General features: G+C 64.0%; 28 protein-coding genes. 10 read left to right on the forward strand and 18 right to left on the reverse strand.

Annotated elements, in window-relative coordinates; translation table 11 throughout:
* Positions 1-5: 5 nt before the first annotated feature.
* Positions 6-431, reverse strand: coding sequence for a hypothetical protein (locus RAM60_RS06465; protein WP_369025085.1), 426 nt, complete (start codon positions 429-431; stop codon positions 6-8).
* Entirely contained in the window at positions 428-1183 is a 756-nt protein-coding gene (locus RAM60_RS06470; RefSeq protein ID WP_369025084.1) for a 3-hydroxybutyrate dehydrogenase, read from the reverse strand. Before RAM60_RS06470 ends, RAM60_RS06465 begins: the two co-directional genes overlap by 4 nt.
* A 78-nt stretch (positions 1184-1261) precedes the next feature.
* Between RAM60_RS06470 and ypfJ the strand changes: the two genes are divergently transcribed.
* The gene (gene ypfJ, locus RAM60_RS06475) at positions 1262-2113 is read left to right on the forward strand and encodes a KPN_02809 family neutral zinc metallopeptidase (RefSeq protein WP_369025083.1); all 852 of its coding nucleotides are present in this window, start codon (positions 1262-1264) and stop codon (positions 2111-2113) included.
* Positions 2114-2188: 75 nt separating this feature from the next.
* On the opposite strand, the gene RAM60_RS06480 is transcribed toward ypfJ, so the two are convergent.
* Together RAM60_RS06480 and RAM60_RS06485 are read right to left on the reverse strand one after the other, a co-directional pair.
* Complete coding sequence (locus tag RAM60_RS06480) at positions 2189-3883, reverse strand: M56 family metallopeptidase (protein WP_369025082.1); 1695 nt, start codon at positions 3881-3883, stop codon at positions 2189-2191.
* Positions 3880-4269, reverse strand: a complete 390-nt coding sequence (locus tag RAM60_RS06485; RefSeq protein WP_200983980.1) for a BlaI/MecI/CopY family transcriptional regulator — start codon at positions 4267-4269, stop codon at positions 3880-3882. The genes RAM60_RS06480 and RAM60_RS06485 overlap by 4 nt, the downstream gene beginning before the upstream one ends.
* A gap of 132 nt (positions 4270-4401) precedes the next feature.
* Here RAM60_RS06485 and RAM60_RS06490 point away from each other — a divergent pair, with 132 nt between their 5' ends.
* Positions 4402-5034, forward strand: a complete 633-nt coding sequence (locus RAM60_RS06490) for a peptidylprolyl isomerase (RefSeq protein ID WP_369025081.1) — start codon at positions 4402-4404, stop codon at positions 5032-5034.
* Here RAM60_RS06490 and RAM60_RS06495 read toward each other — a convergent pair.
* Together RAM60_RS06495 and RAM60_RS06500 are read right to left on the reverse strand one after the other, a co-directional pair.
* The gene (locus RAM60_RS06495; RefSeq protein WP_369025080.1) at positions 5031-6338 is read right to left on the reverse strand and encodes an amino acid permease; all 1308 of its coding nucleotides are present in this window, start codon (positions 6336-6338) and stop codon (positions 5031-5033) included. The two genes, RAM60_RS06490 and RAM60_RS06495, sit on opposite strands and share 4 nt — an antisense overlap.
* 78 nt (positions 6339-6416) lie before the next feature.
* Positions 6417-7283, reverse strand: a complete 867-nt coding sequence (locus tag RAM60_RS06500; protein WP_369025079.1) for a glycoside hydrolase — start codon at positions 7281-7283, stop codon at positions 6417-6419.
* Between the two features lie 92 nt (positions 7284-7375).
* On the opposite strand from RAM60_RS06500, the gene RAM60_RS06505 reads away from it, so the two are divergent.
* Positions 7376-7900, forward strand: a complete 525-nt coding sequence (locus RAM60_RS06505; RefSeq protein ID WP_369025078.1) for a hypothetical protein — start codon at positions 7376-7378, stop codon at positions 7898-7900.
* Here RAM60_RS06505 and RAM60_RS06510 read toward each other — a convergent pair.
* The 5 genes from RAM60_RS06510 to sdhC are packed head-to-tail and all read right to left on the reverse strand — an operon-like array spanning position 7897 to position 12646.
* A complete protein-coding gene (locus RAM60_RS06510) occupies positions 7897-9213 on the reverse strand; it encodes a M20/M25/M40 family metallo-hydrolase (RefSeq protein WP_369025077.1) in 1317 nt (438 codons plus the stop codon). The two genes, RAM60_RS06505 and RAM60_RS06510, sit on opposite strands and share 4 nt — an antisense overlap.
* Before the next feature lie 48 nt (positions 9214-9261).
* Complete coding sequence (locus RAM60_RS06515) at positions 9262-10032, reverse strand: hypothetical protein (protein WP_369025076.1); 771 nt, start codon at positions 10030-10032, stop codon at positions 9262-9264.
* Entirely contained in the window at positions 10029-11870 is a 1842-nt protein-coding gene (gene sdhA, locus RAM60_RS06520; protein ID WP_369025075.1) for a succinate dehydrogenase flavoprotein subunit, read from the reverse strand. Before sdhA ends, RAM60_RS06515 begins: the two co-directional genes overlap by 4 nt.
* Positions 11870-12256: a succinate dehydrogenase, hydrophobic membrane anchor protein gene (sdhD, locus tag RAM60_RS06525; RefSeq protein WP_369025074.1), complete on the reverse strand. Its 387-nt coding sequence runs from the start codon at positions 12254-12256 to the stop codon at positions 11870-11872. Before sdhD ends, sdhA begins: the two co-directional genes overlap by 1 nt.
* A 9-nt stretch (positions 12257-12265) precedes the next feature.
* A complete protein-coding gene (gene sdhC / locus RAM60_RS06530; RefSeq protein ID WP_369025073.1) occupies positions 12266-12646 on the reverse strand; it encodes a succinate dehydrogenase, cytochrome b556 subunit in 381 nt (126 codons plus the stop codon).
* Between the two features lie 108 nt (positions 12647-12754).
* Between sdhC and RAM60_RS06535 the strand changes: the two genes are divergently transcribed.
* Genes RAM60_RS06535 through RAM60_RS06550 form a run of 4 tightly spaced genes read left to right on the forward strand, consistent with a single transcriptional unit; the run spans position 12755 to position 15998 of the window.
* Positions 12755-13465: an SDR family NAD(P)-dependent oxidoreductase gene (locus RAM60_RS06535; protein WP_369025072.1), complete on the forward strand. Its 711-nt coding sequence runs from the start codon at positions 12755-12757 to the stop codon at positions 13463-13465.
* Entirely contained in the window at positions 13455-14432 is a 978-nt protein-coding gene (gene bla / locus RAM60_RS06540; protein WP_369025071.1) for a subclass B3 metallo-beta-lactamase, read from the forward strand. The genes RAM60_RS06535 and bla overlap by 11 nt, the downstream gene beginning before the upstream one ends.
* Positions 14425-15330 (forward strand): 50S ribosomal protein L11 methyltransferase, encoded by a 906-nt coding sequence (locus tag RAM60_RS06545; RefSeq protein ID WP_369025070.1) that lies wholly within the window; start codon positions 14425-14427, stop codon positions 15328-15330. Before bla ends, RAM60_RS06545 begins: the two co-directional genes overlap by 8 nt.
* A complete protein-coding gene (locus tag RAM60_RS06550; protein WP_510640381.1) occupies positions 15327-15998 on the forward strand; it encodes a TIGR02117 family protein in 672 nt (223 codons plus the stop codon). Before RAM60_RS06545 ends, RAM60_RS06550 begins: the two co-directional genes overlap by 4 nt.
* Here the strand turns inward: RAM60_RS06550 and RAM60_RS06555 are convergent.
* From RAM60_RS06555 to ligA, 4 genes are all read right to left on the reverse strand, one after another.
* Positions 15995-17461 (reverse strand): FAD-binding protein, encoded by a 1467-nt coding sequence (locus tag RAM60_RS06555; protein ID WP_369025068.1) that lies wholly within the window; start codon positions 17459-17461, stop codon positions 15995-15997. The two genes, RAM60_RS06550 and RAM60_RS06555, sit on opposite strands and share 4 nt — an antisense overlap.
* Before the next feature lie 93 nt (positions 17462-17554).
* Positions 17555-18049, reverse strand: coding sequence for a CinA family protein (locus RAM60_RS06560; RefSeq protein ID WP_369025067.1), 495 nt, complete (start codon positions 18047-18049; stop codon positions 17555-17557).
* The gene (locus RAM60_RS06565) at positions 18046-18867 is read right to left on the reverse strand and encodes a c-type cytochrome (protein WP_369025066.1); all 822 of its coding nucleotides are present in this window, start codon (positions 18865-18867) and stop codon (positions 18046-18048) included. The genes RAM60_RS06560 and RAM60_RS06565 overlap by 4 nt, the downstream gene beginning before the upstream one ends.
* Positions 18868-18876: 9 nt before the next feature.
* Positions 18877-20955, reverse strand: a complete 2079-nt coding sequence (gene ligA, locus RAM60_RS06570; protein WP_369025065.1) for an NAD-dependent DNA ligase LigA — start codon at positions 20953-20955, stop codon at positions 18877-18879.
* Positions 20956-21032: 77 nt separating this feature from the next.
* Between ligA and RAM60_RS06575 the strand changes: the two genes are divergently transcribed.
* Complete coding sequence (locus RAM60_RS06575) at positions 21033-21530, forward strand: DUF2165 family protein (protein ID WP_369025064.1); 498 nt, start codon at positions 21033-21035, stop codon at positions 21528-21530.
* 9 nt (positions 21531-21539) lie between these two features.
* Here the strand turns inward: RAM60_RS06575 and RAM60_RS06580 are convergent, their stop codons facing one another.
* Both RAM60_RS06580 and recN read right to left on the reverse strand, forming a co-directional pair.
* Positions 21540-22094 (reverse strand): hypothetical protein, encoded by a 555-nt coding sequence (locus RAM60_RS06580; RefSeq protein ID WP_369025063.1) that lies wholly within the window; start codon positions 22092-22094, stop codon positions 21540-21542.
* A gap of 20 nt (positions 22095-22114) precedes the next feature.
* The gene (gene recN, locus RAM60_RS06585; RefSeq protein ID WP_369026127.1) at positions 22115-23779 is read right to left on the reverse strand and encodes a DNA repair protein RecN; all 1665 of its coding nucleotides are present in this window, start codon (positions 23777-23779) and stop codon (positions 22115-22117) included.
* 114 nt (positions 23780-23893) lie between these two features.
* On the opposite strand from recN, the gene RAM60_RS06590 reads away from it, so the two are divergent.
* Positions 23894-25063 (forward strand): GGDEF domain-containing protein, encoded by a 1170-nt coding sequence (locus RAM60_RS06590; protein WP_369025062.1) that lies wholly within the window; start codon positions 23894-23896, stop codon positions 25061-25063.
* Positions 25064-25075: 12 nt separating this feature from the next.
* On the opposite strand, the gene RAM60_RS06595 is transcribed toward RAM60_RS06590, so the two are convergent.
* Complete coding sequence (locus RAM60_RS06595) at positions 25076-25885, reverse strand: outer membrane protein assembly factor BamD (RefSeq protein ID WP_200983999.1); 810 nt, start codon at positions 25883-25885, stop codon at positions 25076-25078.
* 169 nt (positions 25886-26054) lie between these two features.
* Between RAM60_RS06595 and RAM60_RS06600 the strand changes: the two genes are divergently transcribed.
* Complete coding sequence (locus tag RAM60_RS06600; RefSeq protein WP_200984000.1) at positions 26055-26234, forward strand: Flp family type IVb pilin; 180 nt, start codon at positions 26055-26057, stop codon at positions 26232-26234.
* The last annotated feature ends 4 nt before the right edge of the window (positions 26235-26238 follow it).

Raw genomic sequence — 26238 nt, forward strand, 5'->3', positions numbered from 1 at the left:
TAGGGCTAGCCGACCTTGCCTTCGGGCATGAGGTAGAGAGACCTGCTTTCGCCTGTCTCGTCGTCTTCAAGTTGAGCCCTCGTCTCAGAGGGTTCGCATGTCATCCTCCACCGGCGATCCCCTTCGGGAGAGGCAAAGGACACGGAATTTCCTTCCGCCTTGAAGCCCACGGTGAAAAGCTTGTCGCCGTCGCTGTGAAGAGCCAGCTGGCCGCCATCATAGATATCGTCCCACACCCCGATGACCAGTTCCGGTCCGGTGTCGATTTGGGAAATCCACGTGCCGAGGCATGGAGACCCGGAATGGATTTCGGCAGTAGGGTCCTTCTCGACTACGTGAGCCGCTCTTTCCGAGTCTGGCTTCGTATCGCTCGCCGGCTGTGACGTACAGGCCGAGAGCGCAAACAGCGCAAAGCCGAATGTCCGTATCACTCCGCCGTCCAGCCGCCGTCGATGCTCCAGTTGGCGCCGTTCACGTTCTGCATCTCGTCACGGCAGAGGAAGACTGCGAGCGCGCCGATTTCGGCGGGCTGGACGAACTTCTTCGTCGCCTGCTTTACCAGCAGCACGTCATTGATGACCTGCTCGCGGGTCATGTTGCGCGCTTTCATCGTGTCGGGGATCTGGTTTTCGACCAGCGGGGTCCAGACATAGCCGGGGCTGATGCAGTTGGCGGTAATGCCGAACTCGGCAAGCTCGAGGCCGATGGTCTTGGTGAAGCCGTCGAGGCCGTGCTTGGCCGCGTTGTAGGCGCTCTTGAACGGGCTTGCGACCTTCGAGTGGGCGCTCGCCGTGTTGATGATCCGCCCCCAGCCCTTGCGCTTCATGGCCGGCACCGCGAGGCGCGTGGTGTGGAATGCGGCGGTCAGGTTGAGGGCGATGATCGTGTCCCACTTGGCGACGGGGAATTCCTCGACCGGTGCGACGTGCTGCATCCCGGCGTTGTTGACGAGGATGTCGATATCACCCGCCTCGGCCATCATCGCCTCGACCTGGGCGACGTCGGTGAGGTCGGCGCCGGAATGGGTCGCGCCCAGTTCCTCGCACAATTTGGCAATCTCGGTCGCATCACCGAAACCGTTGAGCACGACTTCGGCACCCTCGGCGCGCAGGGCCCGCGCCGTCGCCAGGCCAATGCCCGATGTCGAACCGGTTACGAGAGCGCGTTTTCCTTCGAGAAACATTTGGACCTCCGAGCGTTGTCTTGGCATGCGTTGGCCCGATAAAGGGCAAGAAACAAGCCCAGACCAAGGGGGAAGCAGATGAGGCTCAATCCGTTCGACACCGGAAATATCAATGTCCGCTCGAGCGGCGGAGGCGGCGTAGGCAAGGCAGGCGGCCTCGGTTGCGGCACGATAGTCATAGCCGCGCTGGGCTATTTCATCTTCGGCCTCGATCCTTTCCAGACCGCTGCCGTGGTCGATCAGGTTGGCCAGCAGACGCAACAGGCTGGACCCGCCAACACCGACGAGCAGGCGATCTGTACCAGCAGCGAATACGCCACCGAGGCCTGCAACGCGCTCGATTCGCTCAACCGGACCTGGGCGCAGGCCTTCCAGCAGCAGGGCTTCGGCAACCAGTTCAAGCAGCCCGCGCTCGACCTATATGGCGGCGGCGGCGTCCGCACGGCATGCGGTGCAGGCAGTTCCTCGATGGGGCCGTTCTACTGCCCGGGCGACGAGACGATCTACATCGACACTGCTTTTTACGACACGCTCGAGCGCCAATTGGGTGCTGGTGGCGATTTCGCCCGCTACTATGTGATCGCGCATGAGTACGGGCATCACGTGCAGAAGATCACCGGCATTGCGGGGCAGATCCAGAGTGCGCAGCAACAGAACCCGCGGATGGCCAACCAGCTGCAGGTCCGGATGGAGTTGCAGGCCGACTGCTATGCTGGCGTCTGGGCGGGCAAGAACCGCAATCTCATCGAGCCCGGGGACATCGAAGAGGGTATGACCGCCGCTGCCGCCATCGGCGATGATCGCCTGACCGGCGGACGCGTCTCGAGCGAGAATTTCACCCACGGTACCAGCGCCCAGCGCAGCCAGGCTCTGCGCCTTGGCCTGCAGGGTGACGACAAGGCCTGCGACGCGATCACCAACATCGGCTGAGTTTCAGCCCGAGAAAACCAAAAGCGGCCGCCGGGAGTACCGGCGGCCGCTCTCGTTTTGCGCGCAGGGAATTGATCAGCGCGACTGGCGGGCGATTTCCTCGTCCAGAGCGCGCAAGGCTTCGGCGCGCTCTTCCCGCGAAAGGTTGTGATCGCTTTCGATAGCCTTGCGCGCCGACTTCATCGCCTTGAGCGCAACGCGGTCGGCATTGGCTTCGCAGACAAAGATCGTTTCGCGACCCTGCTTGTCCTTGCCGGTTGTCACGATGTTCTCCTTGTCCTTGCAGGCAATCTTGACCTGGGGAGCATGCGAACCGGCTTCCGCAGAGGCAGCGCGGGCTTCGGCCATGGCCATGCGGATTTCGCGGTGCATCTCGCCGTTTTCGCCAAGCTCGCGGCGCATCTCGGCCATGGCTTCGCGAAGTTCGGCCTGCATTTCTGCGCGTTCTTCGGCGGTCATCCTTTCGTTTTCCGCACGAATGATCCGGCGTTCAACAAGGCGGTCACCCTTTTCACCCTTCTCGCCCTTGTCCCAATCGGAATTGCGACGGACGATGACTCGGCGTTCCACCCGACCGTTCTCATCGCGCGTCTCGGTCACCTCGCGATCAACGTCGGCAAGTTCGCGGTCCAGATCCGCCAGCTCGCGATCGAGGTCCGCCATGTCGCGCTCGAAATCGGGCGCATCAGGCGCGTCAGGAGCATCGGGCGCTGCCGGCGGTTCGGGAGGAAGCGGTGCGGCAGGAGCCTCGGGCGGCGTCGGCGGCTCGGGCTCGGCAGCCGTGGCGTAACAGATGGATGCGGTCATCGGCAGCGCGAAGAGCGCGGCAGCGATGCCGGCGCGACCGGCAATGCGGCGGCGCCTCGAAACGTCGGTCATGGACAGGTTCCTCAGTCGTTGAATGATGGATTTGTCCCCCAAAACCGGACAGGCCATCGGTGCCGCGAGCGCAGGACGCGGAGCGGCCTGCGGGCGACGGGCAAAATCGGCGATTACGCTGGCATAAGCGGCGCGTTCCTCGTGCGGGCGGCTCGCCACGACACGTGCATCGCATGCTGCTTCCTGGTCGCGACGCAGCGCGGTCCAGCCCATCCAGCCAAGCGGATTGAACCAGTGCAGCGCAAAAAGCGGCTGCACGAGGATATTGGCCAGCAGGTCACGACCGCGGTGGTGTTCCAGTTCGTGCGCAATGGCGAGGTCACGCGCCTGGCGATTGCGCGAGGTCATGAAGCCGACCGGGAGCGCGACCACCTTGTCGAGCACGCCGAACGCGAGCGGTCCTGATATGGCCGGTGTTTCGACCAGCCGGATATTCCCGGACTCGCCCACAGGGACCGCATCGTCGAGTAATTCGCGACGAAGCTCTCCATAAAGCCAGAACCGGCGCACTAGGAAGATAACGGCGCCCACCAGCCACAACAGCACGAGCGGCGTGGTGAAGTCGGTCGGATCGGGCAGCGTGTGCATCGTGCCTTCGGGAAGCGTGGCTACCGACGCCAGCGTGTATCCCCCCGTCTCGGCGACAGGCGTCATGGTGGCGTCGGAAATGACCGCATCGGCCGTAACCTGGGGCGCCATCCATGCCGGCAGGGTAACCGGCGGAAACAGCAGCCTGACGGCAGGTAGTGCCCACAGCGAATAGGCTGCACCCGGCCCGAGGTGACGCGCAACAGGACGCCGCAGCAGGAGCACGAAGGCAATAAGGCCCCCGGTCCACAACAAGGTGTCGAGCAGGAACCAGTCGAAGTATTCCCTCAGCACTTCGGTCATTTGCGCATCTCCCTCAGGAGAGCCTCGATTTCCTCGAGGTCCCTCTCGCTCAACGCCTCGTTCTCTGCGAGCTGGGCAAAGAGCGGTGCTGCGCGGCCGCCGAAGAGGCGATCGACCAGTCGCAGCGATTCACCACCGACATAGTCGGCGCGTTCGATGAGTGGGCTGTAGAGGAACTTGCGTCCCAGGGGTTCGGTGCCGACCGCCTCCTTTGCAACGAGGCGGCTCAGCAGCGTCTTGACGGTGGGCATCGACCAGTCACGCTCGGCACAGATCTTGTCGCAGACGTCCGCGGCAGTGAGCGGGCTCTTCTCCCACAGCACTTCCATGACCGCGTACTCGGCGTCGCTGATCCTCTCTCCGGGCGCTTCCTTGCGCTTCGCCATCACTCTACTCCCTCAGGCGCGGTTCTTCGACTACGCCTGTAAGCGTAACGACTACGAATGTAAACCTGAAGCGTGGATTAATGAAGCGTCCAACCGCTTGCTTGTCGACCAACGACGTTTCAGGATGGACCGATGACTTGGATCGCACGCGCTCTCGCCGTTCTTGCCCTCTTCGCCACTCCGCTCGCTGCGCAAGACTCGGAGATGCCGCCGCAGCCGAGAACTGATCGCGTGATCCTCTCGACAACCGCGGGCGACATCGTCGTGGCCATCGAAACCGAACGTGCACCGATTACCGCCGCCAATTTCCTGCGCTATGTCGACGAGAAGCGTTTCGACGGCATCGTCTTCTACCGCGCAATGCGGCTTGACTGGGACGAGCAGCCTAACGGCTTGATCCAGGCGGGGACGCAATACGATCCCGACCGTACTCTTCCCCCCATTGCGCACGAGCCGACCAGCCAGACCGGCGTGCTGCACAAGCGCGGGACGTTGTCGATGGCGCGCTATGCGCCCGGAACTGCGACGGGCGATTTTTCCATCCTGCTGCGGGCCTTGCCGAGCATGGATGCCGATCCCGACAAAGCCGATCCTGACCGACAGGCAGGCTTCGCCGCTTTCGGACACGTCGTCGAGGGGATGGACGTGGTCGAGGCGATCCACGCCATGCCGACCGACCCGGACAAGGGTGACGGCTGGATGAAGGGCCAGATGCTGGCCGAACCGGTGAAGATCGTTACCGCGCGGCGTGTAGATGCCGACTAGGCCGGCGTGGCGCCCCGCTTCACTACGAACCATGCGGGGACGGTGCAAAGCGCAATAGCTGCCGTTACCAGCAGGAGCGTCTCGCCCGAGGAAGCGATCAGCAGTATCGAGAAAGCAGTCGCGAGCACTGCCGTGACTATCGCAGTGGCGCGGATCGTGCGCGATGCTTCCTTGGTGAAACGGACCAGTGCGATCGCGGCGTAAACGTAGGTCACCAGAGTGAAGACGACGACCGCGTTGATGAGCGTCTCGAACTGCTCGGCCAACGACGGCGCAGCGGTAGCAAAGACAGCGATGGTCATCACAACGGCCATGACCACCAGTGCCCGGACCGGGATACCCCTCGCATCCGGCTTTGCCAGCCAGCGCGGAAGGAAGCCTGCCGAAGCGGACCACAGCGTGGTCTCGCCCGTCACGAAGATCCACCCGCCGCAAGTGCCTGAAGCCTTCATGATCGCGCAAATGGCTACGAGACCTGCTGCCGCTGCCCCCAGGATACGCTCGACGGCAAGCGCGAAAGGCGCTGACGATGCAGAGAGTTCCGCGGCAGGGACCAGCCCGAAGATAGCGGTCGACGCGAACATGTAGATTAGCGCTGCCAACCCCACCCCGCCCATCGTCGCCAGTGGGACATTTCTTGCGGGGTTCTCGACCGTTCGTGCGACCATCGCGGCGCACTCGACACCCACAAATGCCCAGAAAACCGACAGCAGCGAACCGTAGACCGCCGAGCCGCCCGTCTCGCCCGACACGTTCCATGATGCGGCAAACAGGTCTGGATCAAACCACAGCCAGCCGAGAGTTCCTGCGGCCAGCAGCGGGATGAGACCGATGCCGAGCGTCAGGATATGCATCTTGCCGATCGCTCGCGGCCCCATGATCGATACCAGCGTGAGCAGCCAGATGACCGCCGAAGTCGTCACCGCCGTCCATGTCGGGCTGGCGATGACCGGGAAGAAGACGCTGAGGTATCCCGTCACCGCGAGCGCGATGGCAATGTTGGCGAGCCAGCAGCCAATCCAGTAGAGGATCGTGCTCTGGAAACCCCAATACGGCCCCATTCCCGCACGGATCATGTCGGCCAGGCCATCCTCGCTCGGGCGGACGACCATGATGAGGGCAAATACCCCGCCCAGCACCAGCGCCCCCAGCGCAGCGATGATCCAGCCGAACAGGCTGATGCTGCCGATGGCGCCAAGTGTCGCCGGCAACAGGTAGATGCCCGACCCTATCAGGTTGCCCGCCACCAGCAATGTGGCGAGGCCGAGGCCCATGCGGCGTGAAACCGTGACGTCCCCGCTCAAACGCTTGGCCGATCTGTCATGGTAATCCTCCCCCGTCGCGAACGATGCGTCAGGGCGTCCGTCATGCCAAGCGAAAAGCTAACATTCCTCGGCGGTATTCTTCGGGATCGGACCCTTCGGGACGCGGAGTTCGCTGAGGTAGAACGGATCGGACCTGAGCTTGTGGTTCGTTCCGTATGCGTCCGCCAGCGCAGCATAGAGCTGCGGATCGTAGGCCGCGAGGTCCTCATGCCCAAGGATGCGACGCCCGTCGAATGCCTGGAGCTTGTTCGAGTCGAACCAGAACTGGGTCCCCTCGGCCCAATATTCCTGCAGCGTCGTCGTGGTGTATTCGTTGAGCCACAGGCCGGTCTTCAGGGCATTGGCGTAGGCTGCTTCCACCCGGGCGTAGAGGGCCGGATCAACCGCCTCGATCGCGAAGAGAACGTTGTGCCCCATCTCGTGGACGAAGATCGTCTCGCCGTAATAGCGGCTGACCGGGAGGCCGAGCACGTCCTCTTCCGATCCGACGGTCCGCTCGCCGCCGATTCCGCGGGCGCGGTTATCCCAGTACTGGCGGTCGCTCAGCGCGCCGATGCGGGCATCGTAGTGCTTCAGTTCGCAGCGCGTCAGCCTGGGATCATCCTTGGCAGGCTTCTTCCACTCCGCGTTCTCGGGCAGGTCGAGGAGTGCCTCGTCCACCGCAATAATGGCGACGCGGTAGTCGTTCCTCGCAAGCCATTTTGCCAATTCGGGCCGGTGCGAAAACATCGATCCCACCATGTCACGCGCGGCCAGTAGCGCCTCGTCGCGCACCTTCGCCGAAGAACGAATGGGAATGCCGCGCGCGGTAACTTCCTTGGCATAGAAGGCTGACACTCCGTCCGCCGTGGCGGGGCGACCTACCTGCGCCGAGCACCCTGCGGCCAGCACGGCCAGAGCAAGGAGGGGCAAGCGGGTTTTCATCGGCACGACCCGTAGTGGGCCCGGCCTTACGCAGCAAACACTTGTTCGCGCGCGCTTTTGCCGAAACCGTGATTTTGTGTTCTGATACCGTCATGGAACAGCCACTCGAGAGCATCATTCGCCGCTTCACCGATGCCGTCGCCTCGCCCGATCCGCAGGCCAGCGCCGAGCGGGTCATGGCAGAGATCGTTCGCGATCCTGAAGTCGTCGCGGCAGCAGCCGGAAGGTCCGATTGCCGCGAACTTCGAGACCTCGTGATTCACAAGGACGAGCGACTGACGGTGCTTGCCGGAGCAATCCCGGCGGGCTTCTCGACTTCTCCGCACAATCACAGCCTGTGGTCGGTGGTTGGCGTGGCGGCAGGCAGGGAAGACAATTCCTTCTTCGAGAGGGACGAGGAGACGGGTCTCAGGAAGGTTCGCGAAGTTTCGGTCGTGGCGCCGGGCGTCCTCGCCAACACCGTCGATGCCATCCACGCAATCGCCAATCCGCTCGCCGAACCGCTGGTGGCAATCCACGTCTATGGCGGAAACCTGCTCGAAGTTAACCGCAGTTCCTGGGACCCGCAAACGCTGGAGGAAATCCCGTTCCAGTGGGACAGGATGACCGAAGCCTAGTCCTCGGGACGGCAATAGACGTCTTCGGCCAGCCTGCTCATCATGATTGCCGCACGCTGCGCCTGGCGTGTGATAGTCGTCAGGTCGACGGTCTCGCCCGGCGCGTGGCTGCCCGAACCGGAGGGCCCGAAACCGATCAGCCCGTCGACATGGGACGCGACGAAGTTGATGTCACCTGCCCCGCGCTTGGCGGGCGGCAAGATCGGCATTTCGGGCAATCCCATGTCGGCATTAATCGCGTTCAGCCGGTCGAGGAGAGCGCGGTTGCCATCGGTCGGACCCATCGGCGGATAGCGGAAATCGAACTCGATCGTGGCGCCCGTACCGGGAAGATGATCGGCCACGATCGCCTGCATCTTCGCAACCACGCGGTCGGTCTGTTCGGGTGTCAGCGTGCGCAGATCGCCATTGGCAACGGCAACCGGGGCAATGATGTTCGACTTCCCGTTGGCCCGGGCAGCGGAATTGTTGTCGGTCACCGAAGCGCGCGCACCGCCCGCTATGAGCCCGACGTTGTAGGTCAGGTCTTCCTCGCGCAATTCGCGGCGGAAGGTGTCGAGGATGCGCGCCAGTTCGTAGATCGCACCGAAGCCTGCGCCGTCCGTGAAGATCTGGCTGGAATGTCCTTCCTTGCCCGTCGCGGTGACTGTCCAGCTGTTCGATGAGCGGCGGGCGATCGAACCCATGTCGACGCCGTCCTCGATGTTGAGGCTCTCGAAATCGAGTGCGACGTCGGCCTGCTTTGCTGCCGCCACAAGGTCCGCCCGCGCCGTCGCAATGGGGTTGCCGGCGCTCTCTTCGTCACCGGTCATGGCGACCACGATATTGGCATCGTCGAGGGTGCCCGCCGCCTTCATCGCACGCAGCGCCGCAAGGATGACGACGATACCGCCCTTGTCGTCCTCGACCCCGGGACCGGTGAGGATATTGCCCTCACGCGTTACCGACTGGAAGGGCGAGTCCTGCTCGAACACGGTGTCGAGATGCGCGATCAGCAGCATCCGCGTGGTGCCCGCCTTGCCCTCGTGCCTTGCGAAAAGGTGCCCTGCCCGCCCGGCCGCCGACTGGTCGATCCATTCGGTGGTGAAGCCCAATGCCTCGAACTCGGGCGCAACCATCTCGGCAACCTGCTTCACGCCATCGAAGTTGAGCGTCCCGCTGTTGACCGAGGCAATCCGGGTCAGGAACTCGGCATCCCGCTCGAACCCGCCCTCGACGGTGGTCATCATGACCTGCTCAGGGGCGGATAGCTCTGCTGCGGCGGGAGAGGCGATGCCGGCAAGAAGGGCCAGCGCGGGTATGGGAAAACGCATGGCAGGAGTTGGCCGCGAACCTCGCAGCGAGTCAATGCGATTGGCACGTCAACCCGGGTAATCTGCCTCGATCTCGTCAGCCAGCCGGTTTGCTTTGGCGCTTAGTTGCTTCGTCAGGAAAACCTGCCGGTTGGCATAGAACCAGTAATTCTCGATCGCTGCGCGCAATGCGGGTCGTTGCCGCACGACTTGCGCGACCTTCTCGAAACTGGAGCCATCCACCGCCGAAATGCCCTCTGCCTGCATCGCATCGAGCATCCGCAAACGGTTCTCCGCAAGCGACTGCTCGAACGTCAGCAGTTGGTCGACCAGGGCATAATATTTCTGGATCTCGCTCAGCCGCTCCTGGTCCTGGACGACGTTGACGCCGTCATTGTTGATCAGCGCCTCATAGGCAAAGCGGTTGCCGTCGTAGAAGCTGAGGATGAAGGCCTCGATGCCCACGCGGTATTCAGACTTCGGGTCGAACGGGGCGACCTGCTCGACCTGAATCGAAAAGCGCGAGGATGGAAATTCCTTCGGCGGGTTCCAGTCGCCTGCGAGCCTCAGGAGGTGATCGAGCGAAGCCATCCGTGACGAGGCGGTGCGGACATTCTCGTCCATCTCCTCGACATCGTCACGCAAATCGCGGGCGACGTTACGCATGAGGGTCTTCTCGTGCGCGCGGGAGACCCTGTCCTCGTTCCACTGGGTGAGCTGGAAGCCCATGAACACGCCGACGACCACGAGCACGAACTCGATGGCCGCAGCGGTCCAGTCCTGCGCACGAAGATGACGCGCCAGGCGCTGCAGGAACAGCGCTGGCGACTTGCGGGTCAATACACCCGCTTCTTCGGCTTGATGTACTCGATGTCGTCGGTGAGCGTGTATTCGTGCACCGGGCGGTAGTCGATCCTGACGCCGCCGCCGTTGCCGCCCCAGCCTTCGAACCAGGCGATGGTGTGCTTCATCCAGTTCTTGTCGTCGCGATCCGGGAAGTCCTCGTGCGCGTGGGCGCCGCGGCTTTCCTTGCGGTTCTCGGCGGACGCCATGGTGACGTTTGCCTGCGCCATGAGGTTGTCGAGTTCGAGCGTCTCGATAAGGTCGCTGTTCCAGATCAGCGAGCGATCGGTGACGTTGATGTCCTGCATCCGCTTGTTGACCGACTGGAGCGCTTCGACGCCTTCGGACAGCAGCTTGCTGTCGCGGAACACGGCGGCGTGGCGGGTCATCGCCTTCTGCATTTCGGCGCGCACTGCGGCGGTGGGCGAGCCGCCCGCGGCATGGCGGAAGTGGTCGAGGCGGGTCAGCGCGAGATCGGCGCTGTCGGCCGGAAGCTCGTCATGGCTGGTGCCCGGGGTGATGATTTCCTTGAGGCGGTGGCCGGTCGCGCGGCCGAACACCACGAGGTCGATCAGCGAGTTCGAGCCGAGGCGGTTCGCGCCATGGACCGACACGCAGGCCGCCTCACCCACTGCGAACAGGCCGGGGACGGTCTTTTCGGGATCCTTGGGATCGCCCGCCATCACCTCGCCGTGGAAGTTACAGGGGATGCCGCCCATGTTGTAGTGGACGGTCGGCGTCACCGGCAGCGGCTGGCGCGTCAGGTCGACACCGGCGAAGATCTTGCCGCTCTCGGTAATGCCGGGCAAGCGTTCGGCGAGGATCTTGGGGTCGATGTGGTCGAGGTGAAGGTAGATGTGGTCCTTTTCCGGACCCACACCGCGGCCTTCGCGCATTTCCAGCGCCATCGAGCGCGAGACGACGTCGCGCGATGCGAGGTCCTTGGCGCTCGGGGCATAGCGTTCCATGAAACGCTCGCCTTCGGAGTTGGTCAGGTAGCCGCCCTCGCCGCGCGCGCCTTCGGTGATGAGCACGCCCGCGCCGTAAATGCCGGTCGGGTGGAACTGGACGAACTCCATGTCCTGCAGCGGGAGCCCTGCGCGCAGCACCATGCCGCCACCGTCACCGGTGCAGGTGTGGGCCGAAGTCGCGGTGAAGTAGCAGCGGCCATAGCCGCCGGTCGCCAGCACCACCGCCTTCGAACGGAAGCGGTGGATGGTGCCGTCGTCGAGGCACATGGCGATGACGCCGACGCATTCCTTTCCGCCCGGACCGTCCTTCATGATCAGGTCGAGCGCGAAATATTCGATGAAGAAGTCCGCATCGTACTTCAGGCTCTGCTGGTAGAGCGCGTGGAGCATGGCGTGGCCGGTACGGTCGGCCGCAGCGCAGGTGCGCTGGACCGGCGGGCCTTCACCCATGTTCTGCATGTGGCCGCCGAACGGACGCTGGTAGATCGTCCCGTCATCGTTGCGGCTGAACGGCACACCGGCATGCTCGAGCTCGTAGACCGCCTGCGGGGCTTCACGGACCATGTATTCGATCGCGTCCTGGTCGCCGAGCCAGTCGGAACCCTTGACGGTATCGTACATGTGCCACGACCAGTGGTCGGGCGAGTTGTTGCCGAGCGAGGCAGCGATACCGCCCTGTGCGGCGACGGTGTGCGAACGGGTCGGGAAGACCTTGGTGATGCAGGCCGTCTTCAGCCCTGCCTCTGCCGAACCCATGGTGGCACGCAGGCCCGAACCGCCGGCGCCGACGACCACCGTGTCATAGGTGTGGTCGATGATTGGATAGGCGCGACCGCCGATTTCGAAAGTGTCGTTCCGGGCCATCAGGCGGCTCCTCCAAGGGCGAGGCGCGCGATGGACACGATGCCGAAGGCAGCGCCGCCGATGGTTGCAAGGTTGAGAAGGGCAAGCACGCCGAACTTGGTACCGGCGTCATGGACATAGTCCTCGATCAGCACCTGCAGGCCGAGGCGTGCGTGCCAGAAGACCGAAATCACCAGCAACGCCAGCGCGGTCGCGGGCAGCGTCTGCGAGGCCCAGCCGCTCACGGTGCCGAACGAATAGTCGGGCAGCATGGCGAGGCTGATGGCGAGAAAGAGCATCAGCACGAGGTTGCCGATGGCGGTGAAGCGCTGGACCAGCCAGTGGTGCGCGCCTTCGTGCGCCGAGCCCAGCCCGCGCACGCGTCCGATGGAGGTTCCGTTACCCATGTTCGCGGCTCACTTGAGAAGCACGACCGCCCAGAAGGCGGCGGTGAGGAGGATGCCGATGGCCGGTGCGAGCATCGACCACATCTTGTTCGTGTCGAGTTCGTAACCGGCACCGATGTCGAGGACGAAGTGGCGAAGGCCCGTCATCATGTGACTGAAGAATGCCCACGACAGGCCGACCAGCACGATCAGGCCGAGCGGTGATCCCATGGCGGCCTGGAAGGTCGCATAGGTTTCCGCCCCGCCGGCCATTGCGCCGAGCCACCACAGCAGCACGCCGAGGCCGACGAAGGCCATCCCGTCTCCGGTGATGCGGTGAAGGATCGAGGCCGCCATGTGCGGGCCCCATTTCCAGATTTGCAGGTGCGGTGCGATCGGCCGGTTCGCCATATATCTCGTCCGTTGCGTTGATTTGGTGGCCTTCCCTTAGCGAAGTGCGCGCGCCGTGCAAGGCAGGCGGCCTCGACAAAGGCTGCAAATTTTCGAATAGCATGATGCATGACATGCATCCTTCTCACCGGCTCCTCGCGCGGCATAGGCGCGGCAGCCAGACAATGCCTCGAAGCGCGCGGCGCAAAAGTCATCGGACAGGCCACCCGCAGCGATTCGGTCGACACCGTTCCCGCCGACTTTTCGGACCCCGGCGCACCGCAGGAATTGTGGGAAGCGGCCCTCGCCCGCGCCGGTGGTGAAATCGATGTGCTGGTGAACAACGCCGGCATGTTCGTCGCCAGCCCGCTCGATGCCTCGGACATCGAATGGCTCGACGCATGGGAGGACACCATGCGCATCAATCTTACGTCGGCGGCGCAGTTGAGCCGCTTCGCCGTTCGCCACTGGCAGGAACGCGGCGTCGGAGGACGAATCGTCCATGTCGCCAGCCGCGCCGGGCACCGTGGCGATTCTCCCGCGCACTGGCACTATGCGGCGAGCAAGGGCGGGATGCTGGCGATGCACAAGACCATCGCGCGGCAATATGCCGGTGACGGCATTCTCAGCTTCGCGATCACGCCGGGGTTCACCGATACGGCGATGGCCGGCGACTATCTCGCCAGCCGCGGGGGCGCGGGCCTGCTCGCCGACATCCCCCTCGGCCGTGTGGCGACACCGGAGGAAATCGGCAAGCTCGTCGAATTCTGCGCACTGGATGCCCCACCCTCGCTGACAGGCGCGACGCTGGATGCCAATGGGGCAAGCTATGTACGCTAGGCTTCTACCGCTTCTGGCAATTGCCGCCTGCGCGACCGCTCCGGCCACTGCACTGGCCGACGCCGGAAGCGGGTTCGCGACCGCTGTCGAGAATGCGAAGATGCCCCAGCGCATCCTCGCCGGAAACGGTGCGCAAGCCTTTGCCGAGACCTGCGAGGACTGGGACGAGTGGGACAAGCCGGCACCGCCCTTCCAGATCCTTGGCGGCACATGGTATGTCGGGACCTGCGGGATCTCCTCGATCCTTATCGCCGATCCTGCCGGGCACGTCCTGATCGACAGCGGCACCGACAAGGGGGCTGCGCATGTCCTCGAAAACATCCGCAAGATCGGCGTGGACCCGCACGACATCCGCTACATCCTGATGAGCCACGAACATTTCGACCATGTCGGCGGTCACAGCGCGCTCGTCAGCGCGACCGGGGCAAAGGTCGTTGCCAGTGCCGCCGCGCTGGAGACATTCCGCACCGGCTTGCCTTCGGCAGAAGACCCGCAGGCCGATGCCGGCCATCCGGCCATGGGCTCCGTCAAGGTCGACCGCGTGATGGCTGACGGCGAAGTGGTCGCTCTGACCACCGATCCGTCGACCTCGCAGAACAGGCTCACTGCCCACGCAACGCCTGGCCACACGCTGGGCGCGCTGAGCTGGACCTGGACCGCCTGTTCGCTGCCCGACGAGCCGCCGGTGTGCCGCCGGATAGCCTACGTCGACAGCCTGTCCGCGGTGTCGGCTGACGATTATCGCTTCACCGATCACCCCGACCTTGTCGCGACCTTCCGCCGCAGCTTCGCCAAGGTCGCCGCCCTGCCCTGTGACGAACTTTTCACCCCGCACCCGTCGGGCAGCCAGATGCTCGACCGGATCAAGGCCGGCGGATTCGGCGGCTACGGCCAGTGCGAGGCATATGCCCGCCAGCAGGAAGCGGCACTCGACAAGCGTCTCGCCATGGAAAACGCCGGTGGCTGACACCTGGAAGATCGTCGGAGAATGCTCGAAGGACGAGGCGCGTCACGCGCTGGTCGCTTACGAGGAAATACCCGACTGGCCCGAGGATTGGGTCGTCACCGGCATGGAAGTTGCCGACGACCGGCCCGAGGAATGGACGCTGGAGGTCTATCTCGACCGCAAGCCGACCCTTGCCGACCTGCGGCGCGTGGGGAAGCTGTTCGAAGGCAAGGCCCCGCCGCTCTTCGCCGAGCAGTTGCCCGACACCGACTGGGTGACCGAAAGCCAGAAGAACGTCGAGCCGATCTACGCCGGGCGCTTCCATGTCCGAACGCGCGACCATGCGCCTGACGTGCGCGCAGTCGATTTCGTCATCCCCGCGAGCCAGGCCTTCGGGACCGGCCAGCACAATACCACGGCCGGCTGCCTCGCCATGCTCGACCTGATGAAGCGCGAGGGCGTGGCTGCGCGCAATATCGCCGACATCGGGACCGGCACGGGCCTGCTCGCCTTTGCCGCGATGCACCTGTGGCCGGGAGCCAGGGCAACCGCTTCGGACATCGATGCAGTTTGCGCAGGCGTGGTGGAGGAGAATGCGGACCTTAACGGCGTCGCGCTGGGTGCGAATGCTGGCGAACTGACCATGGTCATCGCCGATGGCATGGACGATCCCCTGCTCAAGGTGCGCGGCCCCTACGACCTGTTCATCGCCAACATCCTCGCCGGGCCGCTGGTCGAGCTGGCGCAGGAGTTTTCGGAAGCGGTGCCACCCGGCGGCAATCTCCTTCTCGCCGGATTGCTGGAAACGCAGGAAGCCCGGGTACGCAGCGCCTATCGCCAGCGCGGTTTCCGCCTCGCGCGGCGCCTCGTCAACGGCGACTGGTCGATCCTGTGGCTGCGCAAGAGCCGCGTTCGGTGAAGCGGATCCTGCGCTGGTGCGCATGGGGCGTGTTCGCGCTGTTCGTGGTGGTCGCGCTGTTCCTGCTGTCGGCATGGATCGGCAGCTCCGTCCCGCGCAACGGCGACTGGTCGCAGCCCGCCGAGGGCGTGGACATCATGATCGAGACCAACGGGATTCACACCGGGATCGTCATGCCGGTATTCACGCCGGAAAAGGACTGGAGCACCGACTTTCCCGCGACCGACATCCCGGCAGCGGATCGCCCGTACACGCACATCTCGGTGAGCTGGGGCGAGCGCAAGGTCTTCCTCGATACACCGACCTGGGCCGACCTCAGTCCCATGACTGCCATCGGCGCAGCAATCGGCGGCGACGGATTGCTACATGTCGCGCATTATGTCCGTCCGGCGCCCGACAGCGACGTACGCGTGCTGCGGATATCGCACGCACAATATGCCCGTCTTGTACGCACTATCGAAAGGCAGGTCCTTCCCCGCGACAAGAGGCCGCCGCTGCGTGGCTATGACGTCTACGACGTATTCTACGACGCGCCGGGCACCTATCACCTGGGCAACACGTGCAACCAGTGGACCAGCGACACGCTGGCGTCGGCAGGGATCGGGACGGGGCTGTGGACCCCGTTCCCCGGCGGGGTCATGAAGTGGGTGCCGCAGCCGGGCGCCTAGGCGAGCATGGCATCTGCCGCTGCTTCCCCCGGCAACGGCTTGCCCACATCGAGGAAGGCCCGCACCCGCTCGCTGAACATCAGGTTCGCCTTGGGATAGTGCTGGCGATGAATGTCCATCAGCCGGTCGAGGTCGTCCTGCCCGAGTGAGGAGCGGAACTCCGGCATCAGCGCACTCTTGCCGAAATGCGGGCGCGTTGCCGGTTCGTATTGCAGCACCAGCCGTTGTAGCCGCTCCAGCCAGGCATAGTCGCGCGGATCGGCGAAGAGGTCGATGGCCGCCATCGGCTCGCGATGGTTGGCGGCGAACTTCACATCCGAAGTCCTGGTTATCTCGCGCACGCTGATGATGCCCTTGAGGAAGAAGCCCAGATCGCGGAGGTCGTCGGCCTCGCGCATGATGAACTTCACCACTGCCGGCCCCTTCTCCAGCGGCACGAAGAAGGCGAGATTATAGCCGGTGTAGGTGGTGGAGAACATACCGTGGAGGATGTCGGGCGCGCGTTCGCTCGCAAGCCCCGGCTTGGGATCGTAGAGATAGTCGAGGTCGCGCGGATCGGTCTGGATCTGCGTGTGCTGCTTCACATTCAGCCGGTCGAGGAACCGCTGCATCGGGCGGCGGAGCATGGGCAGGAAGCGGTCGAGCGTCTGGTAATTCCCGATTACCCAGCGTGCGATGGGTGCGAAGATGCCACCGCCGCTCTTCTTCTCCGGCACCCGCTCTGCAACCGCACAATGCGCCAGTGCGTGTAGCATCATCATGGGGTCCTCGGGGTCCGAATAGGGCAGGACGCACCAGTTCGATGCGATGGTGCCCTGCTGCAATTCGCGCAGTTTCGACAGCCGGTTGATGTGACTGTTCGAAATGAATGCCTCGGTGGGCACGGTCTCGATCTCGATCTCGATGATCGGGGCAATGGTGCCGAACGACAGCGCGACATAGGGGAAGTCGGCGTCACCGCGCTGGAGCCGCACACGCTGGCCATTTCCGTCGAGGAAGGTCAGCGCATGGATCGCATCGGCCATCACCGCGCGCTCGCCGAAACCGTGGGTGCCGGTCATCAGCGCACCCACCACTGTCTGTGCCATGAAGTTGCCCGAGTTGAGCAGGCGGCGGTCGTGGGTGAGCAGGAATTCCTTGCATGTCCTGACCGAAATCGAGGCCCCGACCGTGGCGATGCCGGTCGCGGGATCATAGGAGAGGTTCTTGAACCCCCCTTCGGGCATCATCATCGCATTGATGCCGGGGACGATCTGGACGCCGTTGTAGGAATGCGACTGGCCGACGCAGGAAAAACAGCCCTTGGCGATGTCCGCCGCAAGCTTGGTCTCGTCATTCGGGATCAGTGCTTCCGCTTCGCCGCGAAAGACGTGGATCCAGGAAAAGATGCGGCGCTTGCCTTCGCGACCAACTGCCTGTGCAATTTCGCGTTTTTCCCGCCGTTCGCGGAAAAACCTTCGCATGATGCACCTCCCCCAAGTGCGACCCCCAGGCCGAGCCTATAGCCAAGCGCCAATCATTGCGAGGAAGGAAACGACATGCAACGCGAAGGTCATTCAACTGCGAAGGACCGCCTCGAGATAGTCCAGCGCGGCGCGGGTGAAGGCCTCCATGTTGGCGATGCGATCATCGCTGCCGGTCTGGGTCAGGGACGTTCGTTCCAGGCCCTCCGGCCCGACGATGGCGACGCAACTCTGGCCTGCCGGTGCACCCGAGGGATGGGTCGAGCCGCCGACCGATCCGCTTTCGGCGATGCCCCAGTCGGCTCCGAAATTGTCGCGGATCGCATTGGCCTGGAGCAGGGCATAGTCCGCGCTGGCGCCGCGCATTCCGGCATAGGCATCGCGCGGCAGGGCGAACAGGACGTCGCGTGCACGGAAGGAATAGACCACCCCTCCCCCGACAAAGAAGTCGAGCGCGCCGGGCACGGTCAGCAGGCTAGCCGCGATCATGCCGCCGGTCGCACCGTCGGCAACGGCGATCTTCTCGCCCCGCGCACGCAACTGGCCCGCGATGCGTAGCGCCTGAGGGTGGAGTTCGGAGAGGGTCATGGGTCTCTTCTCGCCACTTCGACCAGATACAGCCTGATAGCCTCGACCTCGTCATCGGTGAGATGGCTGAAGCGTCCCCTTGCGACCCCGCTCATCATTTCCAGTTCGCGATCACCTGCTGCTTTGCCTGTATGCATTAGCTTGAGGAAATCCGCCGGCTCGTAGGAGCCGACTATCCGCAAATCGACGCTGAAGGGCGGCTTCTCTTTTTCAGGATCATCCCCGCGTAAGTCCATCTTGTGGCATTCCACGCATGTCGCACGGACGATGTGCCGGGCATAGGCGTGTTCCGCCCCCATGTCCGGAGGCCATGCGTCGCCTTGCTCGGCCACCTCCCCTGCTGAGGACTTATAGGTTCCGTCCGCCATCATCTTTCGCAGTTCGGGTCCGATCGTCGGATCGGGATGAACGGACCCGCCGACCGGCTTGCTGCGCACAAATGCTATTATTGCAGCGAGATCCTTAGGGGCAAGGTGGGTGAAAATATGGCTCGGCATGCCATGCAAGTCTCGCCCCGGCCTGCGTCCCTTTGTGATCATAGCGACAAGTTCCGCGTCACTGTGCTTTTCCGCGCTGCGCGTGAGATTGGCGGTCCAAAGCACGCCAAGCTCGTCACTCCAGTCGTGGCCCTGCAGGTTCTTATCGTGGCATCCGGTACAGCCGAGGACGTTGGCGAGCCTTTCGCCATGTTCGACCTCGTTTGCGGAAAGCTGCACGAAGCGGAGGCCTTCGGGAGGTAGCGGCTCGACCTCTTGCTCGGCTTCCGAACAGGCAGCCGAAGCCAGCACGAGCAACGCCAACAATCCTGCCTTCCCCATGGCATCCCCCTACCCTGCGGCCTTGACGATCTCCGCCCAGCCCGCTTCGTCTATCACCTCGATGCCGAGTTCGGCAGCCTTCTTGAGCTTGCTCCCGGCGCCCGGCCCTGCGACCAGCAAATCGGTCTTGGCGCTTACCGATCCGGCGGCCTTGGCTCCCAGCCGTTCGGCCTGCGCCTTGGCCTCGTCGCGGCTCATGGTTTCAAGCTTGCCGGTGAAGACGACCGTCTTGCCGCTGACCGGGCTTTCCTTCGTCTCGACCACATAGGGCGGCGGGCTGACCTCGGAGAGAATGTCCTCCCACACCGCGACATTGTGCGGTTCGTGGAAGAAGTCACCCAGCGCCTCCACCACCGCGCCACCGATCCCGTCGATCGACGTCAAAGCCGCCAGCGCATCGGCATCGCCGTCATGCGCCTGCTGCGCCGCTTGGCGGAGTGCGGGCAGCTCGTGGAAGTTCTTCATCAGGTCACGGGCAGTCACCGCACCGACGTGGCGGATGCCGAGGCCGAAGAGCAGGCGGGCGGCGTCGGGCTGGCGGCGCGCCTCGATGCTATCCACAAGCTTTTCCACAGATCGCTCCTGCCATCCGTCGAGCGCCAGGATGTCCTCGCGGCGATCCTTCAGGCGGTAGATATCTGCCGGGCTTTCGAGCCATCCCAGGGCGAAGAACTGGTCGATGGTCTTCTCCCCCAGCCCGTCGATGTCGAGGGCGCCACGGGAGACGAAATGCTTCAATCTTTCCGTGCGTTGTGCCGGACAGATGAGCCCCCCGGTGCAGCGCACATCGACCTCGCCTTCCTCGGCCACGGCTTCGCTGCCGCATTCGGGACAATGGTCGGGGAAGACGAAGGGTTCGCGATCCACCTCGCGGGTAAGGTTATCCACAAGCTGTGGAATAACGTCGCCCGCGCGCTGCACGACCACGCGGTCGCCCGGTCGGACCCCGAGACGGGCGATCTCGTCGCGGTTGTGGAGCGTGACGTTGGTGACAGTCACCCCGCCGACGAGGACGGGTGCGAGGCGACCCACTGGAGTGAGCTTGCCGGTGCGCCCGACCTGGATGTCGATGGATTCGAGCGTCGTTTCCGCACGCTCGGCCGGGAACTTGTGCGCCAGCGCCCAGCGCGGGGCCTTGGCGACGAAACCGAGCCGTTGCTGGTAGTCCAGACGGTCGACCTTGTAGACCACGCCGTCGATTTCATAGGGCAGGTCGGGCCGCGACTTGCCGATGGCGACATAAGCAGCAAGCAACCCCGCGAGACTATCGACCACGGTGAAGTGCGGCGAAATGGGGAAGCCCCATTCGCGCAGCTTCCCGACCACGCCATGCTGCGTGTCGGCGGGCACTTCACTGGCTGCGCCCCAGCCATGCGCCCAGAAGCGCAAGGGGCGCTGCGCCGTAACCTTGTCGTCCTTCTGCCGCAGCGATCCCGCTGCAGCATTTCGCGGGTTGGCGAAGAGCTTTCCGCCTATCTCTTGCTGTGCAGCATTTAGCGCAGCAAAGGCCTGTTTTTCCATGTAGACTTCGCCGCGCACCTCGAACACTTCGGGCGGATTGCTGCGCAGCATTTTCGGGATATCGGCAATGTGCTGGACGTTGGCAGTGACGTCCTCACCGACCTGACCGTCGCCGCGTGTGGCGGCCCTCACCAGGACGCCTTTCTCGTAGCGTAGCGAGCAGGAGAGGCCGTCGATCTTGTCCTCTGCCGTAAAGGCGATCGGATCGCCCTCGCCCAGCGCGAGGAAGCGCCGCACGCGCGCCACCCATTCGGCAATCTCCTCGTCGGAGAAGCCGTTGTCGAGGCTCATCATGCGAACCTCGTGCGTCACCTTGCTCAGCGGCGAGGAGGCGATGGCATGTCCGACCTTGCGCGAAGGGCTGTCCTCGCGGACCAAATGCGGGAAAGCCGCCTCCAGCGCGGCATTGCGCCGCACCAGTGCATCGTACTCCTGATCGCTTATCTCGGGTGAGTCTTCGGCGTGGTAGAGCAGGTCATGATGCGCGATGGCTTTTGCCAGCCGCATCAACTCATTGGCGGCATCGGCCTCGGTCATGTCCACAGGTGCGATTTGGTCGATTCCCATGGCCAAGCTATGCATGAGCCGTGGCACCGGGAAAAGTGCCACTTGGCCGGGTCGTGCAATCTCCAGAGGGGGAGCCGATGACCGACCGTATTCTCAAGGCAGTCACGAGCGCATGCGTGGGGCTGATGGCCCTGCTGTATGTTGCGCACAATATCGCCAACCTGCCGCAGGCCCATGACTTCTTCGTCTACACGACCAGTCATGCGGACCAGGAAGCCTACCCCGTAACCTTGCTCCCGGTGCCGCCGGGCTTTCTCATTGCGATCGCGATGGTGCTCGTATTCTCGCTCGAAGCTGCTGCGGCGGGTCTCGGGCTTTATGGCGGGTGGAAGCTATGGTCGCTGCGCCGCGCGGATGCAGCTTCCTTCATCGCAGGCAAGAAGTGGGCGAAGATCGGCATGGGCTGCGCCGTGGTGAACTGGTGGGGCCTGTTCCAGGGCGTTGCCGTCGCCGGCTACCAGCTCTGGCAGATGCCGCTTGGACAGGGGCCATTCGACGGGTCCTGGATTTTCGGCGGCATGGCGATGATGACGCTGATCTACCTCAGCCAGAGCGAGGAACAGGGGGCAGGCTGAACCGCCTTTTCAGGTCACCACAATGCCGAGATCTTCCGGCTTGATCCGCCATTCGCCGCGCTCGAACTTCAGGCGGTAATAGCTCCAGCCGTGCTGGCCGTTCGCGTAGTAGCCACCCCAGCCGACACAATTGTCGGGCGCCTCGCACGTGAATTCGTTGACGTCGAAGATTGCCGCCGGGACGCCGGTATCGACCGCGACGACATCATTGCCCTGCTCCTTGCATCGGGTCAGCGGCGAGAGACCCGGGAATCGTTTGATCAGCGCAAGTTCGACATCGGGGGCAAGCGGTGCACGTTCAGTCTTGCCGTTGATCACCGACGGCCTTTCCTCGGAAGCGCAGACTACCTCGTAGGGACGCTCCTTCCAGGCGAAATACTTGGCCAGCCGGTATTCAAGCAAAGCCAGCCGCGGTGTCTCGATATTCTCGTAGAAGCCTGTCTCGAAGGCCTCGTTGGCGGGGGCGTATCGCGGCAGGTAGGGTGCGCAGGCGGAAAGCGTGGCGAGAAGCCCGAGGGCCGACATACGGATTATGGCGCGCGTCACATCCAAGTAACGCACCATCGGCGATCAAGTGCCTGCAATCAGGCCTTTTCCAGCAACCTGTCCGCCTGTGCCCGCGCTTCGGGCGTGACCTCCGCCCCGCTGAGCATCCGGGCGATCTCCTCCTGCCGACCGGCATCGTCGAGCAGGACCACGCCGGTGCGGGTCACTGTGCCTTCGGAGGACTTGGCGATCATGTAATGCGTGCGCCCTCGGGCCGCGACCTGCGGCGAGTGCGTGACAGCGAGCAGTTGCCCGTCTGCTGCCAGCCGCGCGAGGCGTTCACCGATGGCGCTGGCCACCGCGCCGCCGACGCCGCGGTCGATCTCGTCGAAGATTACCGTTGCTGCCCCGCCCTGCTCTGCCAGCGCGACCTTGAGCGCGAGGATGAAACGCGAGAGCTCGCCGCCGCTGGCGATCTTGTTGAGCGGCGCGAAATCGGCCCCGGGATTGGTCGAGATGAGGAATTCGACGCTGTCCATGCCGTGCGGTCCCCAGCGGTCCTCGGGCAGGTCGGCGACAGCAGTGCGAAAACGTGCGGCATCGAGCTTCAGCGGCACCAGCTCGCGCGCCACTGCCTCATCCAGCCGCAAAGCGGCGGCCACGCGGTTGGCATGCAGCGCCTCGGCCTCGGCGCGGTAACGCTGGCTCGCCTCCTTGGCCGCAGCCTCGAGCGCGTCGAGTTCGGCCTCGCCACCCTCGATCGACTCCAGTGCCTTGCGGAACTCGCGCATCTTCGTAGGCAGTTCATCGACTTCGCAGCGGTGCTTGCGAGCCAGAGCGCGCAAGTCGAAAAGCCGGGTCTCTGCAGCTTCCAGAGCCTGCGGGTCGTGTTCGAGTGCCTCGGCTGCGGATTGCAGCTTTTCTTCGGCCTCGCCCGCTTCGATTACCGCGCGGTCGAGTGCAGCCAGCGCCTCGGCCAGCAGGGGATGTTCGGGCGCGATCCGGTCGAGCCTGCGCGCGGCGACGCGCAAGGCCGCCAGAGGCGAATCCGAACCCTCCCAGATGTGGCGCAGCTCCTCGAGGTCGCCCGACAGCTTTTCGCCCTTCTGCATGGTCGCACGGGTCTCGGCGAGACGCGCTTCCTCCCCCGCCTGCGGTTCGAGCGCGGTGAGTTCTGCAAGGTGCGCAAGCAGCAGGTCCTGGTCGGCGCGGGCATCCTCAAGCGCTTGGCGCGCCTGTGCCAGCGCATCTTCGGTGCCGCGCCACTTGCGCCAGTAGTCCTCCACGCGCGCGGCATCCGCCCCGGCAAAGCGGTCGAGCAACGCGCGGTGTCCGCGCGGGTTCACCAAGCCGCGATCGTCGTGCTGGCCGTGCAGTTCGACAAGGTGCGCGGCCATTTCGCGCAGCAGCGCGACGCTGACCGACTGGTCGTTGACGAAGGCCTTGCTGCCGCCGTCCGCCTTCAGCTGGCGGCGCAGGATCAGCGGTTCGCCCTCCTCGATCTCGATATCGGCATCCTCGAGCAGTTCGGAAATGCCTGAAGGAAGGGCTGCAAACTCGAAGCTGGCGGTGACGCTTGCCTTGTCCTCGCCCGCGCGAACGAGGCCGCTATCGGCGCGATTGCCGAGCACGAGGCCCAGGGCATCGAGGAGGATCGACTTGCCCGCACCCGTTTCACCCGTGAGCACGCCGAGGCCGCGCCCGAAGTCGAGCTCGAGCGCTTCGATCAGCACGATGTTCCTGATGGCAAGCCGGGTGAGCATCATCCGCCATAGTAGTGACTGGATGCGCGAATGTCAGCGTCCCGTGCGTTCCTGCCAACAGGGATAAATCATTGGTTGACGGATATTTAGCGATTTGCCGCTAGGGCATTGGGTATGAGCCGCTGGACTGACCGACTGCTGGAACGGGCGATTCCCGATCTCCCGGAAGCGATACGGGACGATTACTTCGTCCACGCGGCGAACGAATTGCAGCGCAAGGCGCCGTGGTTGTTCAAGGCGATGTTCGTCAATTCGCTCATCGCCATGTTCGCGGGAGCACCGGAGGCGCACTGGGTGGTGCGCTATGTCCTGCCCGGCATCATGGCCGCATATTGCGCCATGTCGATCGTGGTCCTGCGCAACGACTGGCAATTTGCCGAAAAGCCCTGGCGCGCGCGCAAGTTCATGTTCGAATCCTCGGTGTCCTCCGTCTTCGGAGCGGTCCTGTGCACCACGTGGTGCATCCTCAGCTGGTGGGTCGCGCCGGTCGAGGCTCGCCTGCATTTCCCGATCATCCTCGCGATGGGCGGGCTTGCGACGGCCTTCTGCCTGTCGGGCGTGAAGCTGGGCTCGGTCGCCAACCTCTTCATCGACCTCGTTCCGATTGCCTTGCTGATGATTTTCATGGGCACCCATGCCGAGGCCGCCGCCGCGCTGAGCCTGTTGATGGCTGGCGTTTTCCAGATGGTGATGATCGACAGCCAGCAGGCGCGCGTGATCCAGTTGCTGACGCTGCAGGACAAGGCGCGCCACCAGGCTCAGACGGATGCGCTGACCGGCCTCGCCAACCGCCGCGCAGTGCTGGAGCTGGTGCAGACGCCGTCTCTCGACCAGAGCGATTGCGGACTGATGCTGATCGACATCGACCACTTCAAATACATCAACGACCGCTTCGGGCACGAAGTCGGTGACCAGGTGCTTTGCGAAATCGCGGAGATCATCGGCAGCCATGCTGCGCCGGGTGTCATGCCTGCCCGCATGGGAGGCGAGGAATTCGCCCTGTTCGGGCCACTGGAGCTGATTTCGGGTCCCGCTGGCCTTGCCTTGCTGCAGGACATCCGCACCTCGGCCATGCCGCACGGGGCGCAAGTGACGGCGAGCATCGGGATCGCTTTCGGACGCCTCGAATGCGAGGAATCCTGGCGCAATCTCTATCGCAAGGCCGACAGCGCGCTTTATGAGGCCAAGAGCCGTGGCCGCAATCGCCTGGCCTTCGCCGGGGAAATCAATGCCCAGGCGGAAATGCAGGAAATCGACAGCACGGACGCCAGTGCTGCGGCGTGAGCCGCGCGACGATCAGCTCGCGCTGGTGCCCGCGTTGTGCTTGCGCACGAGGTCGTAGGCCTTCTCGTACCACTCGCTGCCGGGATAGTTCGCACCAAGAACGGCGGCATACTTGACCGCTTCGTTGGGAATGCCGAGCGCGAGGCTGGTTTCGGTCAGGCGATAAAGCGCCTCGGCCGCGTGGCTGGTGGTCTGGAAATTGTCGACAACGTTCTGGAAGCGGATCTGCGCCGCGATCCACTTGCCCGAGCGCTCGTAATAGCGACCGATTTCCATCTCCTTGCCTGCCAGGTGGTCCTGCACGAGGTCGATCTTGAGCTGGGCGTCGGAAGCATACTCGGTGGAGGGGAAGCGACGCTTCACCTCGTTCAGCGCGGTCAGCGCCTGCTCGGTGATCTTCTGGTCGCGCTGCACATCGCTGATCTGCTCGTAGTAACTGAGCGCGATCAGGTAATAGGCGTAAGGCGCATCCTTGTTGCCCGGGTGGATCGACAGGAAGCGCTGCGAAGCGGCGATCGACTTGTTGTAGTCGGCCGCGACGTAGTAGCTGAAGGCGCTCATCAGCTGGGCGCGGCGGGCCCAGGGCGAATAGGGATGCTGGCGCTCGACCTCGTCGAACAGGCTGGCCGCGATCTTCGGCTGGCCGCGATCGAGGCGACGCTTTGCTTCGGCGTAGAGCGATTCGACATCGCGCGCGACATAGGCCGTATTCTTGATGTCATCTCCGCCCCCGCGACTTGCACAACCGGCGGTAAGAAGGCTGGCACCGGCCACGGCCGCGGCGAGAAAGAGCTTGCTCTTGGAATGCGAAGGCGTCGTCATGCGCCGAGCCTATAACCAGCGCCCTGCTGAACGCCAAGTGAAGTTCGCCGCTCTGTCCCCTGCATCGCGACCGGCCGTGGCGGTAACCCCATCTTAACCACATGCGGCAAGCGCGGGCTAACCCAGCGTCGCTATCCCATATTCGTCATAGTCATAGGTCGGGACGGACATGAAGCTGATACGAAACCTTGCAAGCGACGAAAGCGGTGCCACCGCAATCGAATACGGACTGCTGGTCGCGCTCATCGCGATCGCCGCCATTGCCTCGCTTCAGGCGGTCGGCAACGAGCTGTCGACGACGATGAACAAGATCGGCACCACGATGAGCAACGGCAACACCGCTGCCTGATGCC

Origin of the sequence: Qipengyuania sp. RANM35, assembly GCF_041021145.2 — a bacterium.
Taxonomy (GTDB): domain Bacteria; phylum Pseudomonadota; class Alphaproteobacteria; order Sphingomonadales; family Sphingomonadaceae; genus Qipengyuania; species Qipengyuania soli.